Source organism: Nocardia tengchongensis (assembly GCF_054781395.1).
In genome coordinates, this window is sequence record NZ_BAAGUM010000006.1 from 1,102,911 (window position 1) to 1,123,728 (window position 20,818).

General features: G+C 67.1%; 26 protein-coding genes and 1 tRNA gene. 9 read left to right on the plus strand and 18 right to left on the minus strand.

Annotation, left to right across the window (positions count from 1 at the left end; all coding sequences use genetic code 11):
* Position 1: 1 nt before the first annotated feature.
* The 6 genes from ACYVKL_RS16175 to ACYVKL_RS16200 all read right to left on the minus strand — a co-directional run bounded on the left by ACYVKL_RS16175 (position 2) and on the right by ACYVKL_RS16200 (position 6,692).
* On the minus strand, positions 2 to 1,825 hold the full coding sequence (locus tag ACYVKL_RS16175) for a putative bifunctional diguanylate cyclase/phosphodiesterase (RefSeq protein WP_379165749.1): 1,824 nt from the start codon (positions 1,823 to 1,825) through the stop codon (positions 2 to 4).
* 52 nt (positions 1,826 to 1,877) lie between these two features.
* Positions 1,878 to 4,040 (minus strand): Rv1355c family protein, encoded by a 2,163-nt coding sequence (locus ACYVKL_RS16180; protein ID WP_379164116.1) that lies wholly within the window; start codon positions 4,038 to 4,040, stop codon positions 1,878 to 1,880.
* Positions 4,037 to 4,783 (minus strand): hypothetical protein, encoded by a 747-nt coding sequence (locus ACYVKL_RS16185; protein ID WP_379164118.1) that lies wholly within the window; start codon positions 4,781 to 4,783, stop codon positions 4,037 to 4,039. The genes ACYVKL_RS16180 and ACYVKL_RS16185 overlap by 4 nt, the downstream gene beginning before the upstream one ends.
* A gap of 254 nt (positions 4,784 to 5,037) precedes the next feature.
* Positions 5,038 to 5,472 (minus strand): effector binding domain-containing protein, encoded by a 435-nt coding sequence (locus ACYVKL_RS16190; protein WP_357190832.1) that lies wholly within the window; start codon positions 5,470 to 5,472, stop codon positions 5,038 to 5,040.
* A complete protein-coding gene (locus ACYVKL_RS16195; protein ID WP_213559389.1) occupies positions 5,469 to 5,912 on the minus strand; it encodes a GyrI-like domain-containing protein in 444 nt (147 codons plus the stop codon). Before ACYVKL_RS16195 ends, ACYVKL_RS16190 begins: the two co-directional genes overlap by 4 nt.
* 105 nt (positions 5,913 to 6,017) lie before the next feature.
* On the minus strand, positions 6,018 to 6,692 hold the full coding sequence (locus ACYVKL_RS16200) for a trimeric intracellular cation channel family protein (RefSeq protein WP_213559388.1): 675 nt from the start codon (positions 6,690 to 6,692) through the stop codon (positions 6,018 to 6,020).
* 67 nt (positions 6,693 to 6,759) lie between these two features.
* Here ACYVKL_RS16200 and ACYVKL_RS16205 point away from each other — a divergent pair, with 67 nt between their 5' ends.
* Together ACYVKL_RS16205 and ACYVKL_RS16210 are read left to right on the plus strand one after the other, a co-directional pair.
* Positions 6,760 to 7,521, plus strand: coding sequence for a uracil-DNA glycosylase (locus ACYVKL_RS16205; protein WP_379164122.1), 762 nt, complete (start codon positions 6,760 to 6,762; stop codon positions 7,519 to 7,521).
* Between the two features lie 107 nt (positions 7,522 to 7,628).
* Entirely contained in the window at positions 7,629 to 8,234 is a 606-nt protein-coding gene (locus ACYVKL_RS16210) for a TetR/AcrR family transcriptional regulator (RefSeq protein WP_357192383.1), read from the plus strand.
* Here the strand turns inward: ACYVKL_RS16210 and ACYVKL_RS16215 are convergent.
* Positions 8,231 to 9,151 carry a phosphotransferase gene (locus ACYVKL_RS16215; RefSeq protein ID WP_379164125.1) on the minus strand — a complete coding sequence of 307 codons (921 nt, stop codon included), beginning with the start codon at positions 9,149 to 9,151 and terminating at the stop codon, positions 8,231 to 8,233. The two genes, ACYVKL_RS16210 and ACYVKL_RS16215, sit on opposite strands and share 4 nt — an antisense overlap.
* 103 nt (positions 9,152 to 9,254) lie before the next feature.
* Here ACYVKL_RS16215 and ACYVKL_RS16220 point away from each other — a divergent pair.
* A tRNA-Ala gene (locus tag ACYVKL_RS16220) sits at positions 9,255 to 9,327 on the plus strand.
* 66 nt (positions 9,328 to 9,393) lie between these two features.
* Here the strand turns inward: ACYVKL_RS16220 and ACYVKL_RS16225 are convergent.
* A complete protein-coding gene (locus ACYVKL_RS16225) occupies positions 9,394 to 9,924 on the minus strand; it encodes a hypothetical protein (RefSeq protein WP_379164128.1) in 531 nt (176 codons plus the stop codon).
* Positions 9,925 to 9,956: 32 nt separating this feature from the next.
* Complete coding sequence (locus tag ACYVKL_RS16230; RefSeq protein ID WP_379164131.1) at positions 9,957 to 10,733, minus strand: DUF6301 family protein; 777 nt, start codon at positions 10,731 to 10,733, stop codon at positions 9,957 to 9,959.
* Positions 10,734 to 10,930: 197 nt separating this feature from the next.
* Here ACYVKL_RS16230 and ACYVKL_RS16235 point away from each other — a divergent pair, with 197 nt between their 5' ends.
* From ACYVKL_RS16235 to ACYVKL_RS16245, 3 genes are all read left to right on the plus strand, one after another.
* Entirely contained in the window at positions 10,931 to 11,254 is a 324-nt protein-coding gene (locus tag ACYVKL_RS16235) for a hypothetical protein (protein WP_379164134.1), read from the plus strand.
* Positions 11,255 to 11,552: 298 nt separating this feature from the next.
* Positions 11,553 to 12,053 (plus strand): CGNR zinc finger domain-containing protein, encoded by a 501-nt coding sequence (locus ACYVKL_RS16240; protein ID WP_379164137.1) that lies wholly within the window; start codon positions 11,553 to 11,555, stop codon positions 12,051 to 12,053.
* 401 nt (positions 12,054 to 12,454) lie between these two features.
* The gene (locus ACYVKL_RS16245; protein WP_379164139.1) at positions 12,455 to 12,703 is read left to right on the plus strand and encodes a hypothetical protein; all 249 of its coding nucleotides are present in this window, start codon (positions 12,455 to 12,457) and stop codon (positions 12,701 to 12,703) included.
* A gap of 49 nt (positions 12,704 to 12,752) precedes the next feature.
* On the opposite strand, the gene ACYVKL_RS16250 is transcribed toward ACYVKL_RS16245, so the two are convergent.
* From ACYVKL_RS16250 to ACYVKL_RS16270, 5 genes are all read right to left on the minus strand, one after another.
* Positions 12,753 to 13,739 carry a TauD/TfdA family dioxygenase gene (locus tag ACYVKL_RS16250; protein WP_379164142.1) on the minus strand — a complete coding sequence of 329 codons (987 nt, stop codon included), beginning with the start codon at positions 13,737 to 13,739 and terminating at the stop codon, positions 12,753 to 12,755.
* On the minus strand, positions 13,736 to 14,158 hold the full coding sequence (locus tag ACYVKL_RS16255; protein WP_379164145.1) for an arsenate reductase ArsC: 423 nt from the start codon (positions 14,156 to 14,158) through the stop codon (positions 13,736 to 13,738). Before ACYVKL_RS16255 ends, ACYVKL_RS16250 begins: the two co-directional genes overlap by 4 nt.
* 16 nt (positions 14,159 to 14,174) lie before the next feature.
* Positions 14,175 to 14,888, minus strand: coding sequence for an aquaporin (locus ACYVKL_RS16260; protein ID WP_379164148.1), 714 nt, complete (start codon positions 14,886 to 14,888; stop codon positions 14,175 to 14,177).
* Positions 14,885 to 15,262: an ArsR/SmtB family transcription factor gene (locus tag ACYVKL_RS16265; protein WP_379164151.1), complete on the minus strand. Its 378-nt coding sequence runs from the start codon at positions 15,260 to 15,262 to the stop codon at positions 14,885 to 14,887. Before ACYVKL_RS16265 ends, ACYVKL_RS16260 begins: the two co-directional genes overlap by 4 nt.
* A 63-nt stretch (positions 15,263 to 15,325) precedes the next feature.
* Entirely contained in the window at positions 15,326 to 15,856 is a 531-nt protein-coding gene (locus ACYVKL_RS16270; protein ID WP_379164154.1) for an ArsI/CadI family heavy metal resistance metalloenzyme, read from the minus strand.
* A gap of 101 nt (positions 15,857 to 15,957) precedes the next feature.
* Between ACYVKL_RS16270 and ACYVKL_RS16275 the strand changes: the two genes are divergently transcribed.
* Positions 15,958 to 16,317 (plus strand): Rv2640c family ArsR-like transcriptional regulator, encoded by a 360-nt coding sequence (locus ACYVKL_RS16275; RefSeq protein ID WP_379164157.1) that lies wholly within the window; start codon positions 15,958 to 15,960, stop codon positions 16,315 to 16,317.
* Positions 16,318 to 16,324: 7 nt separating this feature from the next.
* On the opposite strand, the gene ACYVKL_RS16280 is transcribed toward ACYVKL_RS16275, so the two are convergent.
* A complete protein-coding gene (locus tag ACYVKL_RS16280; RefSeq protein ID WP_379164159.1) occupies positions 16,325 to 16,741 on the minus strand; it encodes a DoxX family protein in 417 nt (138 codons plus the stop codon).
* Between the two features lie 104 nt (positions 16,742 to 16,845).
* Between ACYVKL_RS16280 and ACYVKL_RS16285 the strand changes: the two genes are divergently transcribed.
* The gene (locus ACYVKL_RS16285; protein ID WP_379164162.1) at positions 16,846 to 17,718 is read left to right on the plus strand and encodes an SDR family oxidoreductase; all 873 of its coding nucleotides are present in this window, start codon (positions 16,846 to 16,848) and stop codon (positions 17,716 to 17,718) included.
* 52 nt (positions 17,719 to 17,770) lie between these two features.
* On the opposite strand, the gene ACYVKL_RS16290 is transcribed toward ACYVKL_RS16285, so the two are convergent.
* The 3 genes from ACYVKL_RS16290 to ACYVKL_RS16300 form a co-directional block, all read right to left on the minus strand.
* Positions 17,771 to 17,980: a DUF5302 domain-containing protein gene (locus tag ACYVKL_RS16290; RefSeq protein WP_379164165.1), complete on the minus strand. Its 210-nt coding sequence runs from the start codon at positions 17,978 to 17,980 to the stop codon at positions 17,771 to 17,773.
* A 69-nt stretch (positions 17,981 to 18,049) separates the two neighbouring features.
* Positions 18,050 to 18,535, minus strand: a complete 486-nt coding sequence (locus ACYVKL_RS16295) for a carboxymuconolactone decarboxylase family protein (protein WP_379164168.1) — start codon at positions 18,533 to 18,535, stop codon at positions 18,050 to 18,052.
* A 109-nt stretch (positions 18,536 to 18,644) separates the two neighbouring features.
* Entirely contained in the window at positions 18,645 to 19,196 is a 552-nt protein-coding gene (locus ACYVKL_RS16300; RefSeq protein WP_379164171.1) for a DUF4822 domain-containing protein, read from the minus strand.
* A gap of 187 nt (positions 19,197 to 19,383) precedes the next feature.
* Here ACYVKL_RS16300 and ACYVKL_RS16305 point away from each other — a divergent pair, with 187 nt between their 5' ends.
* Positions 19,384 to 20,787: a lipase family protein gene (locus ACYVKL_RS16305; RefSeq protein ID WP_379164174.1), complete on the plus strand. Its 1,404-nt coding sequence runs from the start codon at positions 19,384 to 19,386 to the stop codon at positions 20,785 to 20,787.
* The last annotated feature ends 31 nt before the right edge of the window (positions 20,788 to 20,818 follow it).

Genomic DNA, 20,818 nt, shown 5'->3' on the forward strand with positions numbered 1-20,818 from the left:
GTCAGTTCGGGCCGGGCAGTACCGACCGGCTGGTCCCCGGCAGGTCCAGATCCAGCGCGATCCGGCCCGCCGCCAGATGCTCCTCGACCTCCTCGGCCGGCATCGGCCGCGCGATCAGGAAGCCCTGAGCGCGATAGCAGCCCAGCGCCACCAGCGTGCGCGCCGCCACCGTCGTCTCCACACCCTCGCCGACCACCCCGAGGCCGAACGAACCCGCGAGCCCCACAATCGATTTCACGATCGCCAGATCGTCCGCGCTGGCGCCCAGCCGCTGCACGAACCCGCGGTCGATCTTCACCGCGTCCACCGGCAGCGCCTTCAGATGCGACAGCGACGAATACCCGGTCCCGAAGTCGTCGATCGCGATCTGCACGCCCATCCGCTTGAGCCCGCGCAACGTCACCTGCGTGCGCGCGAGATCCTGCACCACAACATGTTCGGTGATCTCCAGGCACACCGACGACCCGTCGATCCCGTACCGCCGCAGAATCCCCTCCATGGTCTCCACGAAGTCCAGCGAAACCAGCTGCACCGGAGACACATTGATCCGGATCACCACATTCGACGCCAGCCCCCGCCGCCGCCACAACGCGAACTGCTCACTGGCCGTACGGATCACCCACCGCCCCAGCTCACCCGCCAGATTGGTAGCCTCCGCCACCCCCACGAACGCACCCGGCGGCAACAACCCACGCGTCGGATGCTGCCACCGCACCAACGCCTCCAACGCGACGACCCGCCCCGTGCGCAAATCCACCTCGGGCTGATAGTGCAACACCAGCGACCCGTCGGACACCGCACTACGCAGGTTCAACTCCACATCGTCCTGCAGCTCGAACTGCGCCCGCATGGCGTCGGTGAACACCGCGACGCCGTTGCCACCGCTGGACTTGGCGGAGAGCAGGGCATGGTCGGCGCGCCGCAACGCGTCCGCGACCGTGGTCTCCCCCGGAATCCCCAGCGCCACGCCGACGCTGGCGCCGCGACTGACGGTCTCCTCCCCCACCGTCACGCGCCGGGCGATGAGCTGCTGAATCCGCGTCGCCGCGAGTCCCGCGGCCTCCGCGTCCATCGGCTTGGCGGGCACGATCACGAACTCGTCGCCCCCGAGCCGGGCGATCATGTCGTCCGGATCCAGATTCTCGCGCAGCCGGGTCGCGAGCGTGCGAATGAAATTGTCCCCGGCGGTGTGCCCGAGAAAGTCGTTGAGCGCCTTGAGTCGATCCAGATCCAGGAAGAACGCCGCTACCGGCCCCGGCCGGCCCGATCTGAGCCGATCCTCCATGTGCTCGAGCAAGGACCGCCGATTGGCCAGCCCGGTCAGGTCGTCGTGCATGGCGATGAACCGCAACCGCTCCTCGGCCACCACGCGCGCCTGCAACTGCGCGAACAGCGCGGCGATCGCCTTGAGCACATTGAGTTCCCGGGTGCTCCACTCCCGGTCACCCGCCTTGATGAAGCCCAGGATGCCGGTGGGTTCGCCACGCGACACCAGCGGCACGGCCGCGACCGACACCGAGTCGATCCCGGTGGCCTCTTGAATCAGGGTCTGGTAGTCGGCGAACTCGGGGATCGGTCGGATGATGATCGGCTCGGTGGTGTGGGACAACTGGGCCAGCGCCGATTGCGGATCATCGAGATGCGCCACCTGTAGCAGGTCGTCGTCCTCGCTGGGGGGTCGCTTCGGCCATTCGGCCACCAGCACCGAGACCCGCCGGACCTGATCGGTGAAACGCAGGAAGCTGAAATCGACGTCGAAGTGCTCGACCAGCCACGACAGCACCTGTTCACTGGCGGCCGCCATGGTGGTGGCATCGACCGCCATCAACTCGGAGGCAACCTGGGTCACCAATGAGTCGAGCGTTCGCCGGGGCACCTTAGTCTCCGATCTCACTCGCCGCGGGCGTCGCATCGGGTATGGGAAGCCGTCTGCTTCGAACCGTTGGCTCGGCCGCGTAGCCGAGACGCAGAATCGATGCCATCGTTCCTGTGCTCGGCACTCCCATCAGGTCCACGAAGCGGCCCTGAAGTGACGCTAGTGTATCGGCGAACTCCGGGGAAACCGCTCTCAGTTCCTCGGGGCGTCGTGCGAACAGGAAGAGCGGGGAGACGGGCTGCACGGCCAATCCGTGGCGTTCGGCGGCGATCCAGACCCGCTGCAGCGCCTCGCCGGCACGTGCGTAGGCCGCCAATTCGGCCGGATCACCGGGGGCCGGGGCGGGGAAGGTCAGCACCGCCACCGCCGAACTCGACCGGACTTTGTCCCTGGTGCCCTCGACCAGCGCAATCCCGCCCGCCCAGGAGCGCAGCAATGCCATGACGTCGGCGCGGCGGGCGATCTCGAGCTTGGCCAGCTCGTCCGGCGCCAAGTCCAGCGTGCGCAGGTCCATGCCGGTCCGCAGATCGTCACCCGGCCAGCGCAGCTCGGCCATCATCTCGGTGTGCATCGCCGGAGTCAGGTATCGGGCGCGCTCGGACTCGGCGAGCACCTCGGCGGCCTCGGCGACACTCTCGACATCATCGACCCAGCGGAACTCGGCATTCGCACGCCGGGCGGTCTCGGCCAGCTCCGACATCACTGCCGTCGGCACGGGCACACCGGTACCGTCGCGGCGATTGGTGTGCCGGGCGAGCAGAGCGTGATAGTCACCGCGCAGTTCCGAATCGGCGCCGGTCCCCATGCGCAGCACCGCGGAAAGCAGGTCGGGCCCGCCGGTGTGCAGCTCGCTGTCGCCCAGCATTCCCTGGGCCGCAGCCGCGACACGGGCGTTGTACAACGCCGCGCCGACCGCCAGCGCACTGCCGCGGTACCCGATATCCATCATCGAAGAGCGTTCGGGCGCAAGGGAAATCGTCATCGAGGTGGAGTCCGCACGCAGTCTCCACGGCTGCGCGTTGCCGCCGGAGGGCGCACGCTGGGCACAGGCCAGGATCGCCGCGATGCCCGACTCGGGCAACGAATCCTCGGCCTCTTCCTCGGGCCACACCAGATCCTCGACCGGCGCCGGTTCGGCGATCTCGTCCAGCGAGCGGTCGACATCCACCCGGGTACGCCCCGAAGGCAGCTTCAGGCCGAGCCCGATCCGGCGCACCGCGGTCGCGACGCTCGCACCGCCCAGCAGCACCTCCGAGCCGAGCTGCGGCCAACTGTTGAGGGTCTCACCGACCTCCACCATGCTGGCCGCGAGCTTGTCGGACAGCCTGGCGCCGTCCAGGATTCGGATGACGTGCGGCGCCTTGTCGCGAGTGGACAGTCCGCGCAGCTCAGCGGCCCGGGTATGGCCGAGCATGCCGTGGAAGGGCAGTCGCGCCGGGTCCAGATCGAACCGCTCCACGTCGAGTAGCCCACGATCGTTGGACTGCATGATCAGTGGCATGCGATGCCGGCGGGCGGCCTCACGCACGGCCAGTTTGATGTCGAGCGAGTCGCATTCCTCGACCACGATCGACAGATCGGTCAGGAAATCGTCCAGATTGTGGTCGGCGACTCCCGCCTCGTACACCTCGACCGGCAGATAGGGGTCGAGTTCGGCGATGCGCCGGGCGGTGACCACCGCCTTGTTCCGTCCGATATCGAAGACCGATCCGGGGATGCGATTGAGGTTCGACAGTTCGATGGTGTCGAAGTCGGCGAGCCGCAGCCGGCCGCAGATGCCTTCCAGCGCCAGCGTGTACGCCACCGCATGGCCGACGCTCTGCCCGACCACGCCGATGCTCAGTTCGGACAGCCTGGATTGCTCATGGCGGGTGAGATGGTTGCGATTACGGTCCAGCCGCAGCGCCCGTAGCAATTGCGGACCGGGCAGCGCAATTACAGCACGGCGCCAGGGATAATGAATCCAGCGATCAGATTCGGACCCTTCCGACAATTCCGGCGGATCGAGCAGTCCTGCGAATTCCGAACGCAGCAAATCGCGCAAATCGGTAAATTCAATTGTGGGGTCTGCGCGCAATCTTCCGAGTTTCGCGGCGTCGACCGAATCGAATTCATCGAGCAAGAGCGGCCGATATTCACCGACCGCCGGGAAATCGCCGCTCATGCCTGGGCCAGTCTCTCGCCGCCGGTCCAATCCACGGGCCCACTGGCGTACAGTTCGGCGAGTTCGGACTCCACCCGGCGAACCTGCTCGGGCGTGCCGCGCTCCCGGTAGTTCTCCATGTCCCACCACACGGGGTGGGTGATGTAGCGATCGTTCGGATAGCCCGAGGACGGAACCCACCACACCACGGCCATACCGGTCGTTCGGTAGCGATCGATCACGTGCGACGGCGCGATGCCCGTCGAATACCGAGCGCCCAGCAGCACGGTGCTCTGCACGATCGCCCGCGCGACCCAGTCGGCCAGCGCGTGCCGATGCTCGGCGTCCGGGGCCACCCAACCTGTCTTGGATTCGATGACGCCATCGGGAATCTGGTCAGCGACGAGCTTGCGAAAGGCCGCGTCACCCGCCCGGCCCGCCCAGCTTCGGACCGCATGCACCTGGTCGACATGCTGATGCGGACCTTCGGCACGCACGCCCGCGACCACGCGTCCGTCGGAGTCCAGCGCCACACAGAACAGGGCGGTGGTGGAACCGTCCAGCCAGGCGTCGTATTCGACGGCCTCCTCGGCTCCGTAGTGCCGGTAGACCGCGAGCGCGCCGGCCAGGTACTCACGCCACAACCGCGGATCCGCGTGCGGCGGGCCGATCAGAATCGTGTATCCGGACTGCGTATCCGCGCACCGGAGCATCCCGCTACCAGGGCTTTCCGTCGGGGCAAGCGCGATCGGTTCGACAGCCATATAGTTCCGCTCCACTAATGCACTTACTTCGCGCAACCCTCTTGCGTATCCCACCGGGTACGGTCGTGCTTCAGCCGGGCCCGGCTGAGGCACCTAGGGGAGTATCCGCCAGCCAACTGAAATTGTCCAGGCATCCGGCTAATCCCCCGAAATCCAAACGCATCTCCAGAAATCAATGCTGGTCAAACCATTGCTATCAGTCATGAAAACCCACAACAAGACCGGTTGGTTCTCGATCAGTTAACAATTAGCTATCACACCAGGATGGAGATGAAGAGCTCCAGTTCAGCCGGACCGTGCCAGATCTCGATCTCCTCGCGGAAGGCGCGGGTGATCTCGGCGGAGGCGGTGGCGTCGTCGACCTGGGCCCAGACGTCCTCGACGGGGTCGTGGTAGTCGCCGTTGGGGCGGAAGCGGGCGTAGACGCCCTTGGGGACGCGGATGAGGATGTCGCCGATGGGGGCTTCGTCGGGGCCGGGGTATTCGTAGGAGACCAGGACGTTGTAGTTGCCGGCGGGGTCGGGGACGTAGACGGTGGCGAGGGGACGCTCGACCTCGTCGCGGTCGCGCAGACGGTCGCGCAGGAATTCGATGAGCTCGCTGTTGGAGACCTTGAAGCTGGGGCGCACCCGCGGGACCACCAGGCCGCCGTACACACCGCCGGAGCGGACCACGATCGAATAGGTCATGACGGCTCGACCGCCAGATACAAATCGATCTTGTACGCGTGCGGGTAGGTCTCGAAATCGCCGGTGTGAATGCGCTTGATCTGGTTGTGCTCCTCGGCATAGGCGATCTGCGTCCACAGGTCGGTCATCACCTGCGGGAAATTGCCGATCGAGGAGAAGCGGGCGTAGGTGCCGCGGGGCAGGCGGGCCACCAGATGGCCGCGGGTCACCTCGTCGAGGGAGCTGCACTGGTAGCCGACGATCTGGGTGTTGTAGGTGCCCAGTTCCGCCGCGTAGTCGGTGTAGGCCGAGGCCAGTGGGCCACCGAGGTCCTGGTGCAGGACGGCGGCCCAGGCCACCTCCAGGTCGTGGTCACGCAGTTCACCGAGGGCGCGTTTGGGACTGCGCACCGGTAAACCGGCGACCCAGGTCTCGTCCCGCTCGACGATCTCGAACTGCATTGGAAGGAACTCTCTCGAGGTGTGATTCACAGCTGGTGGGCCAAGCCTTCGCCATGCTATCAATCGCGGCGGGGCGTGCCGGGCGACACGACAGAGCCGCACGGCTCACCGGGCCGCGGGGTCGTCCTGGCGGCGGCGGTGCGGGCGGGCCATGGGTGCGTGCCAGTGCCGATACAGCGCGATCAGGCGCAGCGCGACCGCCCCGGCACCGGCCAAACCGCCTGTCCAGTAGGTGTATTGGCCGTAGTGCAGCAGGGTCGCCGTGACCGCGGAACCGAGCAGCGCGGGCACCGCGTAGAGCTCCCCGTCACTCAGCACGCTCGGTGTGACCCCGGCCAGCACATCGCGGATCACACCCCCGCCGACCGCGGTCACCAGACCCAGCGCGGCCGCCGAGGTGGCCGACATGCCGTACTGGAAGGCGGTGACCGTGCCGGTCACACAGAAGATGCCGAGCCCGACCGCGTCGGCGATATTGAGCGGGGTGCGGGTCAGCCGGACCGGCGGGTGCCAGAAGAAGATGAGGATCGCGGCCAGCAGCGCCGTCCCGGCGTAGGAGAGGTCGACGAAGGCGCGCGGCGGGGTGCGGCCGATCACCAGATCGCGGATGACGCCGCCACCGGTCGCGGTGGCGATCGCCAGCGCCGCGATGCCGACCACATCGAAGCGGCGGCGCACCGCGAGCAGCGCGCCCGAGACGCCGAATGCGAACACTCCCATCAGGTTTCCCGCGCTCTGCGCCGCATCGGCGGCGGTGCCGAGTTCGACGAGATCACTCATTGCACGCCCGGTTCCCTTCCTAGATCGCTAACTCTCGGCTAACGGCGCCCAGTATGCCCGGTACGCCATGCCGCCGCGCAGCCGCACGGTGTGGGCTCGGCTGTGGTTGAGTCTCCTGGTGTGCCGCACAATTGCCCAGCTCGATGCGGAACTGATCGCCTGCCGCGCCTGCCCGCGCCTGGTGGCGTGGCGCGAACAGGTCGCACACGAGAAACGCGCCGCGTTCAGTGACGAGAATTACTGGGGCAAGCCGGTTCCCGGCCTCGGTCCGGCCGACGCCCGGCTGCTGCTGATCGGTCTCGCGCCCGCCGCGCACGGCGGTAACCGCACCGGCCGCATGTTCACCGGCGACCGCAGCGGCGATTTCCTCATCGCCGCCATGCACGCCGCCGGCCTGGCCAACCAGCCCACCAGCGTCTCCGCCGACGACGGGCTGCGTTTGCTGGGAACTCGCGTGACCGCGCCCGTCCACTGCGCCCCGCCCGGCAACAAGCCCACCACCGTGGAACGCGACACCTGCCGTCGCTGGCTGACCACCGAACTGACCCTGCTCGCTCCCACGCTGCGCGCGATCGTCGTGCTCGGCGGCTGGGGTTGGCAGGCGGCGCTGCCCGCCCTGTCCGAATCCGGCTGGGAGATCCCCACACCCAAGCCCCGATTCGGTCACGGCGCCCACGTCGAACTGGCCCCGGCGGCCCAGGGGCATTCCCCCGTGCACCTGTTCGGCGCCTATCACCCCTCGCAGCAGAACACCTTCACCGGCCGCCTCACCCCCGCCATGCTCGAGCAGGTCCTGCGCGACGCCGCCCGCGCCGCGGGCCTGCCCTGACCCGTCGGCAGTGGCGGGGCCGACCCCGGCGCACCGGTTACGATACGGACGTGAGCAGGGCCGATGACGAATCCGGGCGCGACGGCGCCACTTCCGGCGGGGGTGGCGTGACCGGTGTCCGGACGCGGCGGCGGGCCGAGACGCGGCAGCGGCTGCTGGATGCGGCCTTCGAGGCGTTCGCCGAGGAAGGTTTCGGCCGGTGCTCGGTCGAGCAGGTGTGTGATCGGGCGGGCTTCACGCGCGGCGCGTTCTACTCGAATTTCACCTCGTTGGAGGAGCTGTTTCTCGCGATGTGGGAGCAGCGTTCGGCGCTGATGCTGGACGAGGCCGCGGCGGTGCTCGACGCGCCGGGCAGTGTGGCGGCGGATCCGCGGCGCGCGGTCGAGCAGGTGCTCACGGCAGTTCCGGTGGACGACAAATGGTTTCGGATCACCTCGGAATTCACCGCGCACGCGCTGCGCAATCCGGCGTTGCGGCAGGTGATGGTCGCGCGTGAGGAGGCGATCGCGGCGGCGCTCACACCGGTGGTGGTGGCGCTGCTGGGACGCAACGGCCGGCGGGTGCCGGATCCGGCGGCGCTGGGGCGGGCGCTGGTCGCCGTGCACGACGGGACACTGGGCCAGTGTCTGCTGGAGCCGGACAACGCCGCGGTCCTCGACTACCGGATCGACCTGTTCCTGCGCGTTCTCGACTCCTACAGCGAACCTGTCTAGTCCGGCCCGGCCAGGGTGGCGCGTAGCGCGTGCACGCTCTCGTCCCGGAAGTCCGGGAGGCGGTGTTCGATGGCGTGCAGGATGTCGATGGCGCGGTCGGATCGCTCCCAGAACCGGAGTTTGGCGATGAGCCGGTCGTCGAACGGTTGCCCGCGGAATTCCTGCACCTGTCGAACAAATTCGGGGCCGGCCCCGGTCCACAGGTAACACAGGTCGTAGTCGGGGTCGCCGATCCGGACGTCACCGAAATCGATCACCCCGGTGATGCGGTCGCCGGTGACGAGCAGATGGTCGACGCTCACATCGGCGTGAATCAGCATCGGCTCGTATTCGAAATTCCGGTCGGTGGACAGAAATTCATCCCACAAATCCAGGAGCCGCTGCCCGTCCGCCGCTGGCAGCAACGGAATCACCTGTGCTCGAACCAACTCCAGATCGCTCGCGAATTCCCGCCGCGTATCCCAGTCCGCCACTTCCACTTCCCGTGCGCGCCGCACCGGAAACGCGTGCACGGCGTCCACGAATTCCGCCACGGTCCGCGCCGTCTCCGCCCGCCGCGACAACCCGCGCCGCCGCCACTCGTCCGCGCTCAACACCTCCCCCGGCACCTCCGGATACACGCAGCACTCCCCCGGTCCGAGCGGATTCGGCGCCGTGAACAGGAACCGCGGTATCGCCACCCCCACCCGCAACTCCGGCAACAGCCGCGCCTCCACCCGCACCCCCACCGCCCCGTCCGCCCCCTTCGGCATCCGCACCACATACCGCCCGCTCCTGTCCACTGCGGACACGGCAACACTGTCCTGCCCCTCCCCCAGCAACCGCAGCTCCGCCCACCCCAACTCCGGCCGCCCCGACCCGGCCAGCATCCTCCGCACCGGCCCCTCCCACGCCCCCACCCGAGAATGCCCGCTCATGTCCACCCACCCATCCTAGAAAACCACCCCCAACCAGCCGATTCGTCGACTCCCCATCCCACCTGCTAAAGTTCTCCGAGCGCGGATCGGAAACGATCAACGCGGGGCTATAGCGCAGTTGGTAGCGCGTCTCGTTCGCATCGAGAAGGTCAGGGGTTCGATTCCCCTTAGCTCCACAATCAAAGGGCCTGATCCTCACAGAGGATCGGGCCCTTTGTCGTTCCTACCTGTGCGCGCTCGGACTACCTGTTGACGCTGTCGGCGAGGCCGAGCCGGAAGTCCATCAACGCCTGTGGTGTGGAGGGAGCGAACGCGTAGTACCGCAATCCGTCCGGAGTCTCGGCAACCGTCCGCACCACCGCCTGAGTGAGCTTCACGATCTCTTCGGCAGCAGCAGGGCCGGGCGGAAAGTCTCGAAACTCGAGCTCGTCACCATTCTTGGTCTCCACCCGGCTGCGCGTGGCTTCGAACCAGCCCTGGGCGGCGAGTATCTGCTCGTCCGCCGAAACGATGACCCAGATGATCGAGGTTGCGTGGGGATGGAGTACCGGCATGTCGGCCGCGAGTGAAGTGAAGAGCCGCTGCACATTTCGATCGAAGGACTCCCAGTCGGTGACCTTCCGATCCGGCGGGAACCACATTCCGTCGAGATCAGCGCGGCTGGAGGTGTGGTCCGGGCGGATCCGCCACAGATCCGACGGTTCCCAGCGCTCGTCCCACTTGGCGTTGGAATACTCCTCGTTCTCCTTGGCCTCGGTTGGGTAGAGATCCACTTCGACCCCCAACAGCGCACTCCGGGACAGGGTCAGCGTCGTCGTATTCCCTCGCCAGGTAGCGAACGCTTTGGGGCCGCCCACATACGACGGCGTGCCGAGTATTCGAACGCATCGGCCAACAGATCCGAATACGCCAGGTCCAAGACTTCCTCGGGCAGATCTGCCGTCAGCCACATGGCCTCGAACTCGCCGTAGCCGTAACGGCGCTGATAATCCGAGGTGCGAAAGGCGTAGAGGGACGCAGTGCCGGAGCCGCCCTTGACCGTCCCCGACTCGTCGTTCTCCCCCTCGCGCCCCCACTCGACCGCATCGAAGACGCGGTCCACATCCGTACGCGTCCAGCTGCCCGGATCGATCCGCGCAAGCACCGCGACAGCGGCGACCGTGTCGGTCCATTCCACCGAGGTAGTGAACTCTGCGATCGCCCGGCGTTCGATGTCAGCCAAGCGCATCTGCTCGGCTGGATTGATCAGCCACAACTCGACGGACCGCGCGGCGGCTACCACTCCGACGACGACATTCGGAAAGGTCCAACTCGCACCAATCTCCCCAGCTACTCGCACACCGGTCGGCGCGCCCCACAGCTTCCACAACTCGGTGCCCACCTCGAAAAAAACGATCGGCAGCCACGCTCGATCATCGGCCTCGTCCAGACCGCTCGCCTGCGCGACCGTCACCACGATGTAGTCCACCCGATCGGTGCCCGAAACCCGGACATCATCCCTTGGCTGGACACGAAACCCCTCGACGCCAGAACGCGTCCATACCCACTCGAACCCCCTTGCAGCCTCGGCAATCTCAGCCACAAATGAACGATCAACTCGGCTATCCAACCCCATTCCTCAACGGTAGCGAGCTGCGCCGACAGACGGGTTCGCACCGAGACCCCCTGGCCCCTATACGTTTGCGGTGGTCGGCAACCGCTCGCTGCCGCAGCCGAGCACCCTACGCGGTGCGTGGCACGCGGGCGGGCTTGGGTTGGGTTGGGCGATACCATCACCGGATGACTTTTGTAATGCGTTCTGCCATAAGCTCTCTCGCTATTGCGGTGGTCAGTCTCGGTGCGCCGGTTGCTTCGGCGCTGCCTACCGGGTCGTTCGGTGCCGGGGATGGACGGCAGGTGGTGATCGTCGACGGGACGCTGGAACTCAGCGATCTGGACTCGTGCTGGGCCAGCGGGTTCCCACGCGATATCCGGTTCGAGAATCGAAGCTCGCGTGACTTCCTGGTGTTCGCGTCGAAGGACTGCAGCGGCGACCCTGTCGCGACCGTGGCGGCCGGCACCTCCGCTAGCTATTACGGCTGGTCGGCGGTCGCGGCCAGGTAGTACCCGCCCGCAATCAACACGACGGACCGCCCGTGGCCTCGGCAGAGATCACGGGCGGTTCTGCGTTTCGCGGGGCCCATCGGATCGCAGTGTCAGCCGTTGTCATGATGAGGTGTTCTGATTCGCGAACGCGCTGGTGCCGGCGGTTGCCAGCATCACGCCGTGGGACTCGACCAACCATTTGCCGCATACGCAGCGGAGATAGCGGACGCTGCCGTGGGCGGAGACGACAGTGGGTGTCGGCCAGGAACATTCGGGGCAGGTGGCGCACATGCCTTCACCTTGATGTAATGGTTCAGTGCACTTCAACCCTTACGGTGGTGTAGCCGCCGAGCTGGCCGTCCGACTGGTGAACGCGGCACCGGACGAAGATCTCGGACGTCTGCTCGCCGAGATCGGCTACAAGCCGATCGGCGTGATCGATGCACGACAGGATGCCGAATTGCGACGGTGGATACGCGAACTCGATGCGGTATTCCGCGATCCCTCCGTCGAGCGGCTCAACGTGCTGCTGGCCAAAACCACTGGCCGCCCATACATTTCGGTGCACGACGGCCGCGCCCCTCACCTGCACTACTCCGAGGAAACAGCCCCGGTGGACGAACGGGTGAAGGCCTACACCGCATTCGGTCTCGCGACATTGTTCTGCGAGGCCCCGACCCGCATCGGCCGATGCGCCCGCGCCGGATGCGACACCGTCTTCGTCGACACCTCCCGAAACGGCAAGCGCCGCTTCTGCACCACCCAATGCTCGACCCGGGTGCACGTGGCCGAGCATCGCCGACGCACCGCGAGGTGACCTGAAGGCAGCGGACTGGGAACAGACCGCTTGCGTAGCTGCGAGGTGACTGTCTTCCGACACTCGACGGCAGAGCTGTAAGGCAATGCCGTTTGGCTGTGAAACTATGATTTCGAGTGGATCCACAGAATTTTGTTGCCAAGACTTTGGGCTGGTCAGCAGCTGAATCCGGGCGGATTTGGATGGCGGTCCCAGACGGAGGGCGCAACAAAAGCGGGTGTCTGCCCGATAGCCATCGGAACGTCTCGATTCGTAGCTCTGCATGCAACGCGAACTGAAGGGGTGTCATGCGAAGGTCTTTGGGTGTTGTCGCGCGAGTTGCGGCCGCGAGCATTACGGGATTGGGATTCGTCGCTGTAATCGGATCGGGCAGCGCACAGGCTGCGCCGCAGGACTGCAGCGTGACGAAAGGAATGTTCGACGCGTCGGCGGTGTGCGCGCCCGACGGCGGCTCGAACTATGTGCTCCACCTGGACTGCGTCGGCCTCTACGCCAGCGGACCGTTCCCGCTGTACGCCATCGGCCCCTACAAGGTGCTGAGCTATCCGTTCACGCCGTCGGGTGATCGAGTGTCCGCGGGTTGCACCGGGATGGGTCCCGGCGTCTTCGCCGTGGCGACGAACGCCTACGTCGAGATCTACAACCCTTAGCGCACACGAGAAAGGGCCGGTCCGCGGTGCGGACCGGCCCTTTCGTCTGTCAATCCTGACGGCGTGGAATGCCTTCGCGGAGAAAGTCTTCGACGGTGGCGAACGCATGGGCGGTGAGCCAGAGGCGCAGCAGGTGGCGGCGGCGGGCCGGATCTTCGTGGTCGGTGTATGCCTCGCGACTGTGCAGGATCTTGGCGTTGTTGAGGATTTGGACGTCGCCGGGGGCGAACTCCATGGGGAGGTAGAAAGCGGGGTCGTTGGCGGTGTCCTCCAGCATGCGCATGGCTTCGAGCTGCTGCGCGGTCAGAGGCGGGACCCCCGGGTGGCGTTGGGCATCTCGGATGTACCAGCCGATGTAGAAGATTCGGGGTGTGCCGTCGATGTCGTGGATGGCCGGGAGCGTGAAATACGGTGTCTCACCGGGTGATTGCTCATCATTGCGGTCCCAATGGAAGGGTTGGCGCAGAACCTCGATGAGGTCCGGGCGGTGGCTGAGAATGTGGTTGTAGACGGCGAGGGAGCTGGCGATGCGGCTTTCGCCACCGGATCTCGCGGTCTCGAGGCACAGCAGTCCGACCAGGTCGGAGCCGTCGGTGTGGAAGTCCTGACGCTGATTCGTCGTGTAGAGGCGCACGGCGGGCCCCGTGCGCGGAACGCGTTCGTCGCGGACGTGGCCGAGGAGATCACCGGCGGCGTTCTGGCTGACCGGGGTACCCAGATGCAAGCCGAGACCGACATAGGCGAGTTCGGTTTCGGCGTCGGTGAGCAGGTCGATGGGGAACCGGCGGATGAGGACGAACGCGCGGCCCTGGGACAGGGTGAGCGCCCAATCCTGCAGCAGCTCAGCCAGTCCGGGCAGCGAGAAGTCCTCACGGCGCAAGGTCCCGGCGGTCAGGCCGGCGGCGGTGGCCGCGTGGGCGGCGGCGGCGATCTCCTCGCGCTGGGTGTCGGTGAGGACCGTCGCCCATTCGGCGGGATCGGTGAAGTCCGCGCCACGCCACGCCGCGGGTGACCGCACGGGATCGGCATCGGTCATCGCGTTTGGTCCTGACCGGGATCGAGCAGTTCCTTGACGAGTTGTTCCACCCGCGTCCGGATTTCGTCGCGAATGGGCCGCACGGCGTCGACCCCCTTGCCCGCGGGATCGTCGAGGGTCCAGTCGCGGTAGTCGACGCCGGGGAAATACGGGCAGGTGTCGCCGCAGCCCATGGTGATGACGACGGTCGAGGTTTGGACGGTGTCGGGGGTGAGGACCTTCGGCGTCTGCGCGATGATGTCGATGCCGAGTTCGGCCATCGCGGCCACCGCCGACGGGTTGATGGTTTCGGCGGGCGCGGTTCCGGCGGAACGCACTTCGATGGCGTCACCGGCGAGGTGGGCGAGGAAGCCCTGCGCCATTTGCGAGCGGCCGGCGTTGTGGACGCAGACGAACAGCACACTGGGTTTCGCGCTCATCAGCGGGCACGACCTTTCAGGCGGGGTTGGGGGTGACGATGTTCTCGGCCGGGACGGGGCCGGGATACAGCAACCCGATCAGGGTGAATCCGAGTGCGGCACCGAGGACTTGGGCGGCGATGAAGGCGGGGGCGGATGCGGGGGCGATACCGGCGAAGGTGTCGGAGAAGATTCGTCCCGTCGTGACCGCCGGGTTGGCAAAGCTGGTGGAGCTGGTGAACCAGTACGCCGAGCCGATGTAGGCGGCGACAGCGACGGCCGAGAGCGCGGCTCGGCCGGTGCGGGCGAGTGCGAAGATCACCGCGATCAGGCCGGCGGTGGCCACCACCTCACCGACCAGGTGACCGGAGGTGACGCGGTGGTGGCCGGAGATCTGGACGGCGGGCAGGTCGAACATGATGTTGGCCAGCACCGAGCCGGCGATCCCGCCGAGCACCTGCGCGCTGATGTAGGCGGCCAGGTCAGGGATGGTCAATCCGGTGCCGGTGCGGCGGCCCGCCCACCAATCCGCCACCGAGACAACGGGATTGAAATGCGCGCCGGAGACCGGGCCGAGGGTCAGGATCAGGATCCCGAGACCGAACACCGTGGCCGTCGAGTTCTCCAGCAACTGGAGTCCGACATCGTGCGCCGACAGTTGCTGGGCCGCGATGCCGGAGCCGACGACCACGCACACCAGCAGTGCGGTGCCGATGAACTCGGCCAGCAGCCGGCGTCCCAGCAGGCTCATCGGGTGACCGCCTCGGGCAGCGTGATGTCGAGCAGCGCCGACAGCTGACGCAGGGCGGCGTGCTCGACCCGGTAGTACACCCAGGACCCGCGCCGCTCGCTCGACAGCAGCCCGGCCTCGCGCAGCACCTTCAGGTGGTGGGAGATGGTGGGTTGCGAGACATCGAAGCCGGCGGAGAGGTCGCACACGCAGGCCTCCTGCCCGGCGTGGCTGGCGACGAGCGACAGCAGCCGGAGCCGGACCGGGTCCGACAGCGCCTTGAAGACCGCGGCCAGGTCCGTGGCGGCCTGCGGTGTCAAGGGTTGGCGGGCCAAGGGCGTGACCTCACATGCGGGTGAGGTCACGCCCAGCAGCGGCAGTTCTTGTTTCGACACTGATCGATATTGATGGATATCGAATCCGTTGGCAAGCGGATGTCGGGTGAACGAATCCGCTGCTCAGCCGCAGCAGGACGCACCCGAGGCCACCGCGTCGGCCTTGGCGGAGCTGCCGCAGCACGCACCCTCGGCGGCGGCTTCCTCGGCGGTGCCGCAGCAGATCGCCATGGCCTGTGCGTCGTCGGCGGTCTCGCCGGAGGCCGATACCGGTGCGGTACCGAAGGTTTCACTGTCGGCCAGAACGGTGTAGACCTCCCAGCGCTCGGCATCGGGCGCGGTCACCCACACCTTGTCCTGGGTGGCGAAGCAACAGGTGGTCGCGATCTGCTCCTCGGTGAACATGCCCGCGGCCGACAGCCGGGCGATCTCGCCGTGCACCTGGTCGCTGGATTCGACCTCGACGCCAAGGTGATTGAGGCTGCCGCCCTGACCGGGGTTCTCGATCAGCACCAGCTTGAGCGGGGGCTCCGCGATCGCGAAGTTGGCGTACCCCGGCTTGCGCTTGGCCGGTTCGACCTTGAACAGCGTCGAGTAGAACGCGACCGCCTGATCGAGGTCATCGACATTGAGGGCGAGCTGAACACGGGACATGAGACCGTACCTCCACTTGTGAGACATATATCAAAGAACTGGCAACCCCGAGTCTGCGCCACATTTTCGACATATGTCAAGAAGGTTGGTACGGTGGATTCATGCCCAAGGCGCTGCCCGTGATCGACATGTCCGCCCCGGTCTGCTGCACACCCGTCGCGGCCGGACCGATCGACGACGCCGCCGCCCTCGCAATCGCCCTGCGGCTCAAGGCCATTGCCGACCCGGTGCGAGTGAAGCTGCTGTCCCTGCTGCTCACCGACCCCACCGGGGCGCGGAATACCGGTGAGCTGGCCGAGGCCGTCGGCCTCGCCGAATCGACCGTCAGCCACCACCTCGGCCAGCTCAAGAAGGCCGGACTCGTCGAATCCGAACGCCGCGGCATGAACACCTACCACCGCGCCCTGCGCGACGCGCTCTCGGCGTTGTGCCTGGTCCTCGACCCGAACTGCTGCCGCTGAACACCCGCTACGACCACTGCCCGGGCTGAATCACATCGGTCCAGTGCGGCGGCCAGGTGGCGAGCGCGATGATCACCATGATGGCCAAATGCACTGGGGCGGCGGTGCTTTCCTTGGGGCCGTGGTGATTGATGATGTGGGTGACCACGGCGCCGGTCAGCACCAGGATCAAGAGTGCGGCGGCGAGGAATCTGGCCTCGTGGAACGGGATCACCAGCAGCAGCGCGCAAACGCCTTCGATGCCGCCGACGACGAAACGGGACCAGGCGGGCCAGCCCCACTCCGGGAACTTGATCGAGTAGGCGGGCCCGAAGAAGGTGGGGCCGGGCCAGAACTTTGTGATCGCGCCCATCGAGAACTCGAGGGCGAGGAACCAGAGGAAAGCGGTGGCGACCCATCCGGGCCAGGTGTGTGCGATGGTCATGCCTCCATGACCGACCGCACGGCCCGGTTGTGACACGGACAGGCGCGGTAAATAACGAATTCTCGTGATGTGGGGGCAGGGGCTTTACCGGAAACATTCATGTCATGAGCAGCACAGAGATTCGCAACTCCCGCCCCACCGTCCTCGTCACCGGCGCCACCGGCGCGGTCGGCCGGCACCTGGTCACCACCCTCCTCGCCCGCGGCGCCACAGTCCGCGCGCTGACCAGAAAGCCCGAGGACGCGAACCTGCCCGCAGCGGTCGAGGTCGTCGCCGGCGACCTCACCGACGCCGGAACGCTCGGCGCGCAGGTCTTCGACGGCGTCGATGCCGTGTTCGTCTTCCCCACCCGCGGGATCGAGGTCTTCCTCGACGCGGCCGTCGCCGCCGGGGTCCAGCGCTTCACCGTGCTGTCCTCGCTGGCCGCGGCCATGGAGTTCCCCCGCGACCGGGGCTCGGCCAGCCAGCTGCACCACAGCGCCATCGAAGCGGCCGTGACCGAACGCACCGGCGGGTGGACGATCCTGCGCCCCGGCACTTTTGCCAACAACCTGCTCGAATGGCGTTGGCAGATCAGCTCGGGCGCGCCGATCCGCGCCCCGTACCTGGGGTCCGCGCAGGCTCCGATCCACGAATTCGACGTTGCCGAGGCCGCCGCCGAAACCCTGCTGTCCGATGACTACACCGGGCGGATCATCCCGATCACCGGCCCGCAGGCGCTGACCCGCGCCGAGCAGGTCGCCACGCTGGCCGCCGCGCTGGGCCGGGAGATTCCGCTGATCGAGATCACCGCCGACGAATTCCGCGCCGAGACTTCGCAATTCATCCCCGAGCCGATCATGAAGATGCTGCTGGACTACTGGTCCGACACCCTCACCACCCCCGACCGGGTGCGCCCCGCGACCGTCGTCACCGGCAAGCCCGGACGCCCGCTGTCCGAGTGGGCCGCCGACCACCGCGCCGACTTCGGCGCCTGACCACTCCCCCGAAAACCGACCCCCGGCAGTCCGACTGCCGGGGGTTTCGGTGTTATCCGCCCGCCCTGCGGCGGAAGGTGCGCTTGCCTCCCGCCTGCGCGTGGGTGCCACGCACCTTGGCGGCATTCTGACCGGCCCCACCGGCGGTGGCGTGACCGTTCTTGCGTTCGAGCGCTTCCCGGAACTTCCGTTTCGTGGCTTCCGCAGGCGTTTCCGCCGCGTCGTTCTCTAGATCCTTCTGGACTTCCGGTTCATCGGCCATCCCGCTAGCCTGCCACCTCCGAGCCCCGCCGTGCGCCAGTGCGGTCGCCACGGCCGGATCCGGTCCGGATCAGTCGGCCATCTTCTCGAAAGTGCCGGGCTCGTAGGAGCCGCCCTTGGTCTTGGTGATGACCCCTAGGCGGTTGGCGGCGTTGATCAAGGCGATGGCGTAGACCAGGGCCGCCGCTTCGTCCTCGTCGTAGTGCTTGCGGACCAGGGACCAGGTTTCGTCGGAGACGCCGGGGCTCGCGTCGGCCAGCCGCGTGCCCTCTTCGGTGAGGGCCAGGGCGGCCTGTTCGGGCTCGGTGAACACGGTGGATTCGCGCCAGGTGGCCACCAGATTGATGCGGACGGCCGGTTCGCCGGCGGCGGCCAATTCCTTGGTGTGCGCGTCCACGCAGAAGCCGCAGCCGTTGATCTGGCTGGCCCGCAACTCGACCAGTTCGAGCAGCGATTTCGGCAAGCCGGTCTGCTGGACGGCCACACCCACACTCGCGAAGCGCTTGCCGAGCTTGGCGCCGACGGCGTTGGCGTACAGGTTGATTCGGGGTTCCATGCTGTCATTCATGGCCATAAGACGCCGGAAGTCGCGGCGGCGTGACAGCCCGACGAAAAAAGCACCGCCCGGCATCCGGAGATGACGCGGGCGGCGGGGTCGCGCGGAACTACTTCGGTTCCGGGTGGGTGGTGGGGGTGTGGATGATGTCGAAGTAGACGGACTTGTCGTTGGCGTCGGGGTAGACGCGGTAGGTGAATTCCTTGTCGTTCAAGGTGACGATGTCGGTGACGCGGCGGAACTTCTCCTGTCCCGCATCGTCTTTCGCGACGATGGTGCGGGTCTTGCCGTCGGCGGGGACGGACCAGTCGCCGTGCATCTTCGGGGTGTCGTCGAGGTTGAACATGGTGAAGGTGCCGTCGGGCTTGAAGTAGGCGAAGCCGACGTAGTTCTTGACGTTGTCGTCGGTCAGCGGCACCTGGTTGCCGTGCGCGTCGGTGGCCGAGGTGGTCTCCCACGCGATCGAGGACAGCAGGGCCGCCGGGGAGCCGGGCGGGATCGCCATCGTGGAGGAGGTGACCGCCGAGGTTGTGGCGGCGGCCCGGGCGGAGGTGGTGTCGGAGCTGGAATTGTCGTTGCTGCTGCACGCACCGAGCGCGCCGACCGCCGCGAGGGCCACGGTAAGAGTCACGATCTTCTTCGTCATCTCCATACCTGTCATCCGGCTCACTCTAGTTATCGGGCAGCAAGTTTTCGGTCAAGAAGGTGCGGTTTGCCCGTTCCAGCCAACCCTCGTTTCCGTCGCTCACGGATATTGCGAGCCCGGTCACAGCTGTGGCACAGTGATCCCGGCAATATTGAGACTAGGCAGTCTCACAAATGGGGATTCAGGGTGAGGAAGTGGGTCGATGAAGACCAGGCGACTGACCGGGCGGCTCGTACGCATCGGGACGGTGTCCATCACGGCACTGGTGGCGGCGGCATTCACGGTGGGGCCGGCGCAAGCCGATCCGGCCGATCCGGCACTGCCCCCGATCGCACCGGCGCAGGTGCTGCCACTACCCCCGGAACTCGATCCGGGCTTCTACAACCCGCCCGCGAACGTGGTGGCGGCCGCCGCGCCGGGCGAGATCATCGCGGCCCGGCAGGTCAACCTCGGCAACTTCGGGCTGATCCCACTCAACGTGGACGCCTGGCAGGTGTCCTACCGCTCCAACGACGGTCGTGATGCGGCGATCCCGGCGGTGGCCACGCTGATCAAGCCGCGCGGCACGTCGCCGACCCCGCGCAAACTGCTCTCGGTGCAGATCGCCGAGGACTCCACCCAGGGCTACTGCAGCCCTTCCTATGCGCTGCAACACCTTTCGGCCGCGCCGTTCCTCGGTCAGATCGTCGCCCCCGCCGAATTCCTGTTCGCGCAGTCCGCGCTGCAGAAGGGCTACGCGGTGGTGATCCCCGATCACGAGGGCCCGAATTCGGCGTACGCGGCGGGCCCGCTGGGCGGCCGGATCACCCTGGACGGCATTCGCGCCGCCACCGGCTTCGCGCCGCTCGGGGTCGGGGCGGGCACGCCGGTCGCGATGTACGGCTATTCGGGCGGCTCCATGCCCACCATGCATGCCGCCGAGATGCGCAAAACCTATGCGCCGGAACTGAATATCGTGGGCGCCGCCTCCGGTGGCACCGGCGCCGATCTGGGCGCGACCCTGCTGATGGCCAACAATCAGGCCACCGCGGGCCTGGTACTGGGCGCGGTGCTGGGCCTCTCCCGCGAGTACCCGGACTTCAATGCCTTGCTGGACCAGAAGCTGAATCCGCTCGGGCAGCTGCTGCGCACCGTGAAAGCGCCGTTCTGCGTGCAGTATCAGACCGCGCTGCTGCCGTTCCTGAACATCACGGGCATGATCGACTCCCCCGACCCGCTGCGGGAACCCGCCGTCCAGGCCATGCTCGAGGACACCCGCCTGGGTAAAAGCCTGCCGGACATGCCGCTGTTCGTGTGGCATTCGCGCTGGGACGAGATCCTCCCACTGCCGTCCACCGATCAGCTGGTCGACACCTACTGCGCCCAGCCCGGCGCGCAGGTCACCTACACCCGGGACTGGTCCAGCGAGCACATCGTCGCCGAAGTCAGCGGCGGACCCGCCGCGCTCATGTGGCTGTTCGACCGCCTCGACGGCCTGGCCGCGCAGCCGGGCTGCTCCACCACCGACATGCCCTCCATGCTCGGCACGCCGGGTGAGCTGCAAACCCTGGGCGACACCCTGGGTGAGACGCTCGCCTCATTCTTCGGCAAGCCCATCGGCGCCTGACCAGGCAATTCGGGTCATGGTGCGATAACGA

Coding starts and splice junctions, on each gene's coding strand:
- ACYVKL_RS16260 (WP_379164148.1), bottom strand. CDS start 14,888: ATGAGCCTGCTGGGACGCCGGCTGCTGGCCGAGTTCATCGGCACCGCA.
- ACYVKL_RS16300 (WP_379164171.1), bottom strand. CDS start 19,196: ATGACAGGTATGGAGATGACGAAGAAGATCGTGACTCTTACCGTGGCC.
- ACYVKL_RS16195 (WP_213559389.1), bottom strand. CDS start 5,912: ATGCAGTTCGAGATCGTCGAGCGGGACGAGACCTGGGTCGCCGGTTTA.
- ACYVKL_RS16305 (WP_379164174.1), top strand. CDS start 19,384: ATGAAGACCAGGCGACTGACCGGGCGGCTCGTACGCATCGGGACGGTG.
- ACYVKL_RS16190 (WP_357190832.1), bottom strand. CDS start 5,472: ATGACCTATTCGATCGTGGTCCGCTCCGGCGGTGTGTACGGCGGCCTG.
- ACYVKL_RS16270 (WP_379164154.1), bottom strand. CDS start 15,856: ATGTCCCGTGTTCAGCTCGCCCTCAATGTCGATGACCTCGATCAGGCG.
- ACYVKL_RS16215 (WP_379164125.1), bottom strand. CDS start 9,151: ATGAGCGGGCATTCTCGGGTGGGGGCGTGGGAGGGGCCGGTGCGGAGG.
- ACYVKL_RS16280 (WP_379164159.1), bottom strand. CDS start 16,741: ATGACCATCGCACACACCTGGCCCGGATGGGTCGCCACCGCTTTCCTC.
- ACYVKL_RS16290 (WP_379164165.1), bottom strand. CDS start 17,980: ATGGCCGATGAACCGGAAGTCCAGAAGGATCTAGAGAACGACGCGGCG.
- ACYVKL_RS16235 (WP_379164134.1), top strand. CDS start 10,931: ATGACTTTTGTAATGCGTTCTGCCATAAGCTCTCTCGCTATTGCGGTG.
- ACYVKL_RS16185 (WP_379164118.1), bottom strand. CDS start 4,783: ATGGCTGTCGAACCGATCGCGCTTGCCCCGACGGAAAGCCCTGGTAGC.
- ACYVKL_RS16200 (WP_213559388.1), bottom strand. CDS start 6,692: ATGAGTGATCTCGTCGAACTCGGCACCGCCGCCGATGCGGCGCAGAGC.
- ACYVKL_RS16180 (WP_379164116.1), bottom strand. CDS start 4,040: ATGAGCGGCGATTTCCCGGCGGTCGGTGAATATCGGCCGCTCTTGCTC.
- ACYVKL_RS16205 (WP_379164122.1), top strand. CDS start 6,760: ATGCCGCCGCGCAGCCGCACGGTGTGGGCTCGGCTGTGGTTGAGTCTC.
- ACYVKL_RS16275 (WP_379164157.1), top strand. CDS start 15,958: ATGCCCAAGGCGCTGCCCGTGATCGACATGTCCGCCCCGGTCTGCTGC.
- ACYVKL_RS16175 (WP_379165749.1), bottom strand. CDS start 1,825: ATGGCGGTCGATGCCACCACCATGGCGGCCGCCAGTGAACAGGTGCTG.
- ACYVKL_RS16255 (WP_379164145.1), bottom strand. CDS start 14,158: ATGAGCGCGAAACCCAGTGTGCTGTTCGTCTGCGTCCACAACGCCGGC.
- ACYVKL_RS16295 (WP_379164168.1), bottom strand. CDS start 18,535: ATGGAACCCCGAATCAACCTGTACGCCAACGCCGTCGGCGCCAAGCTC.
- ACYVKL_RS16250 (WP_379164142.1), bottom strand. CDS start 13,739: ATGACCGATGCCGATCCCGTGCGGTCACCCGCGGCGTGGCGTGGCGCG.
- ACYVKL_RS16285 (WP_379164162.1), top strand. CDS start 16,846: ATGAGCAGCACAGAGATTCGCAACTCCCGCCCCACCGTCCTCGTCACC.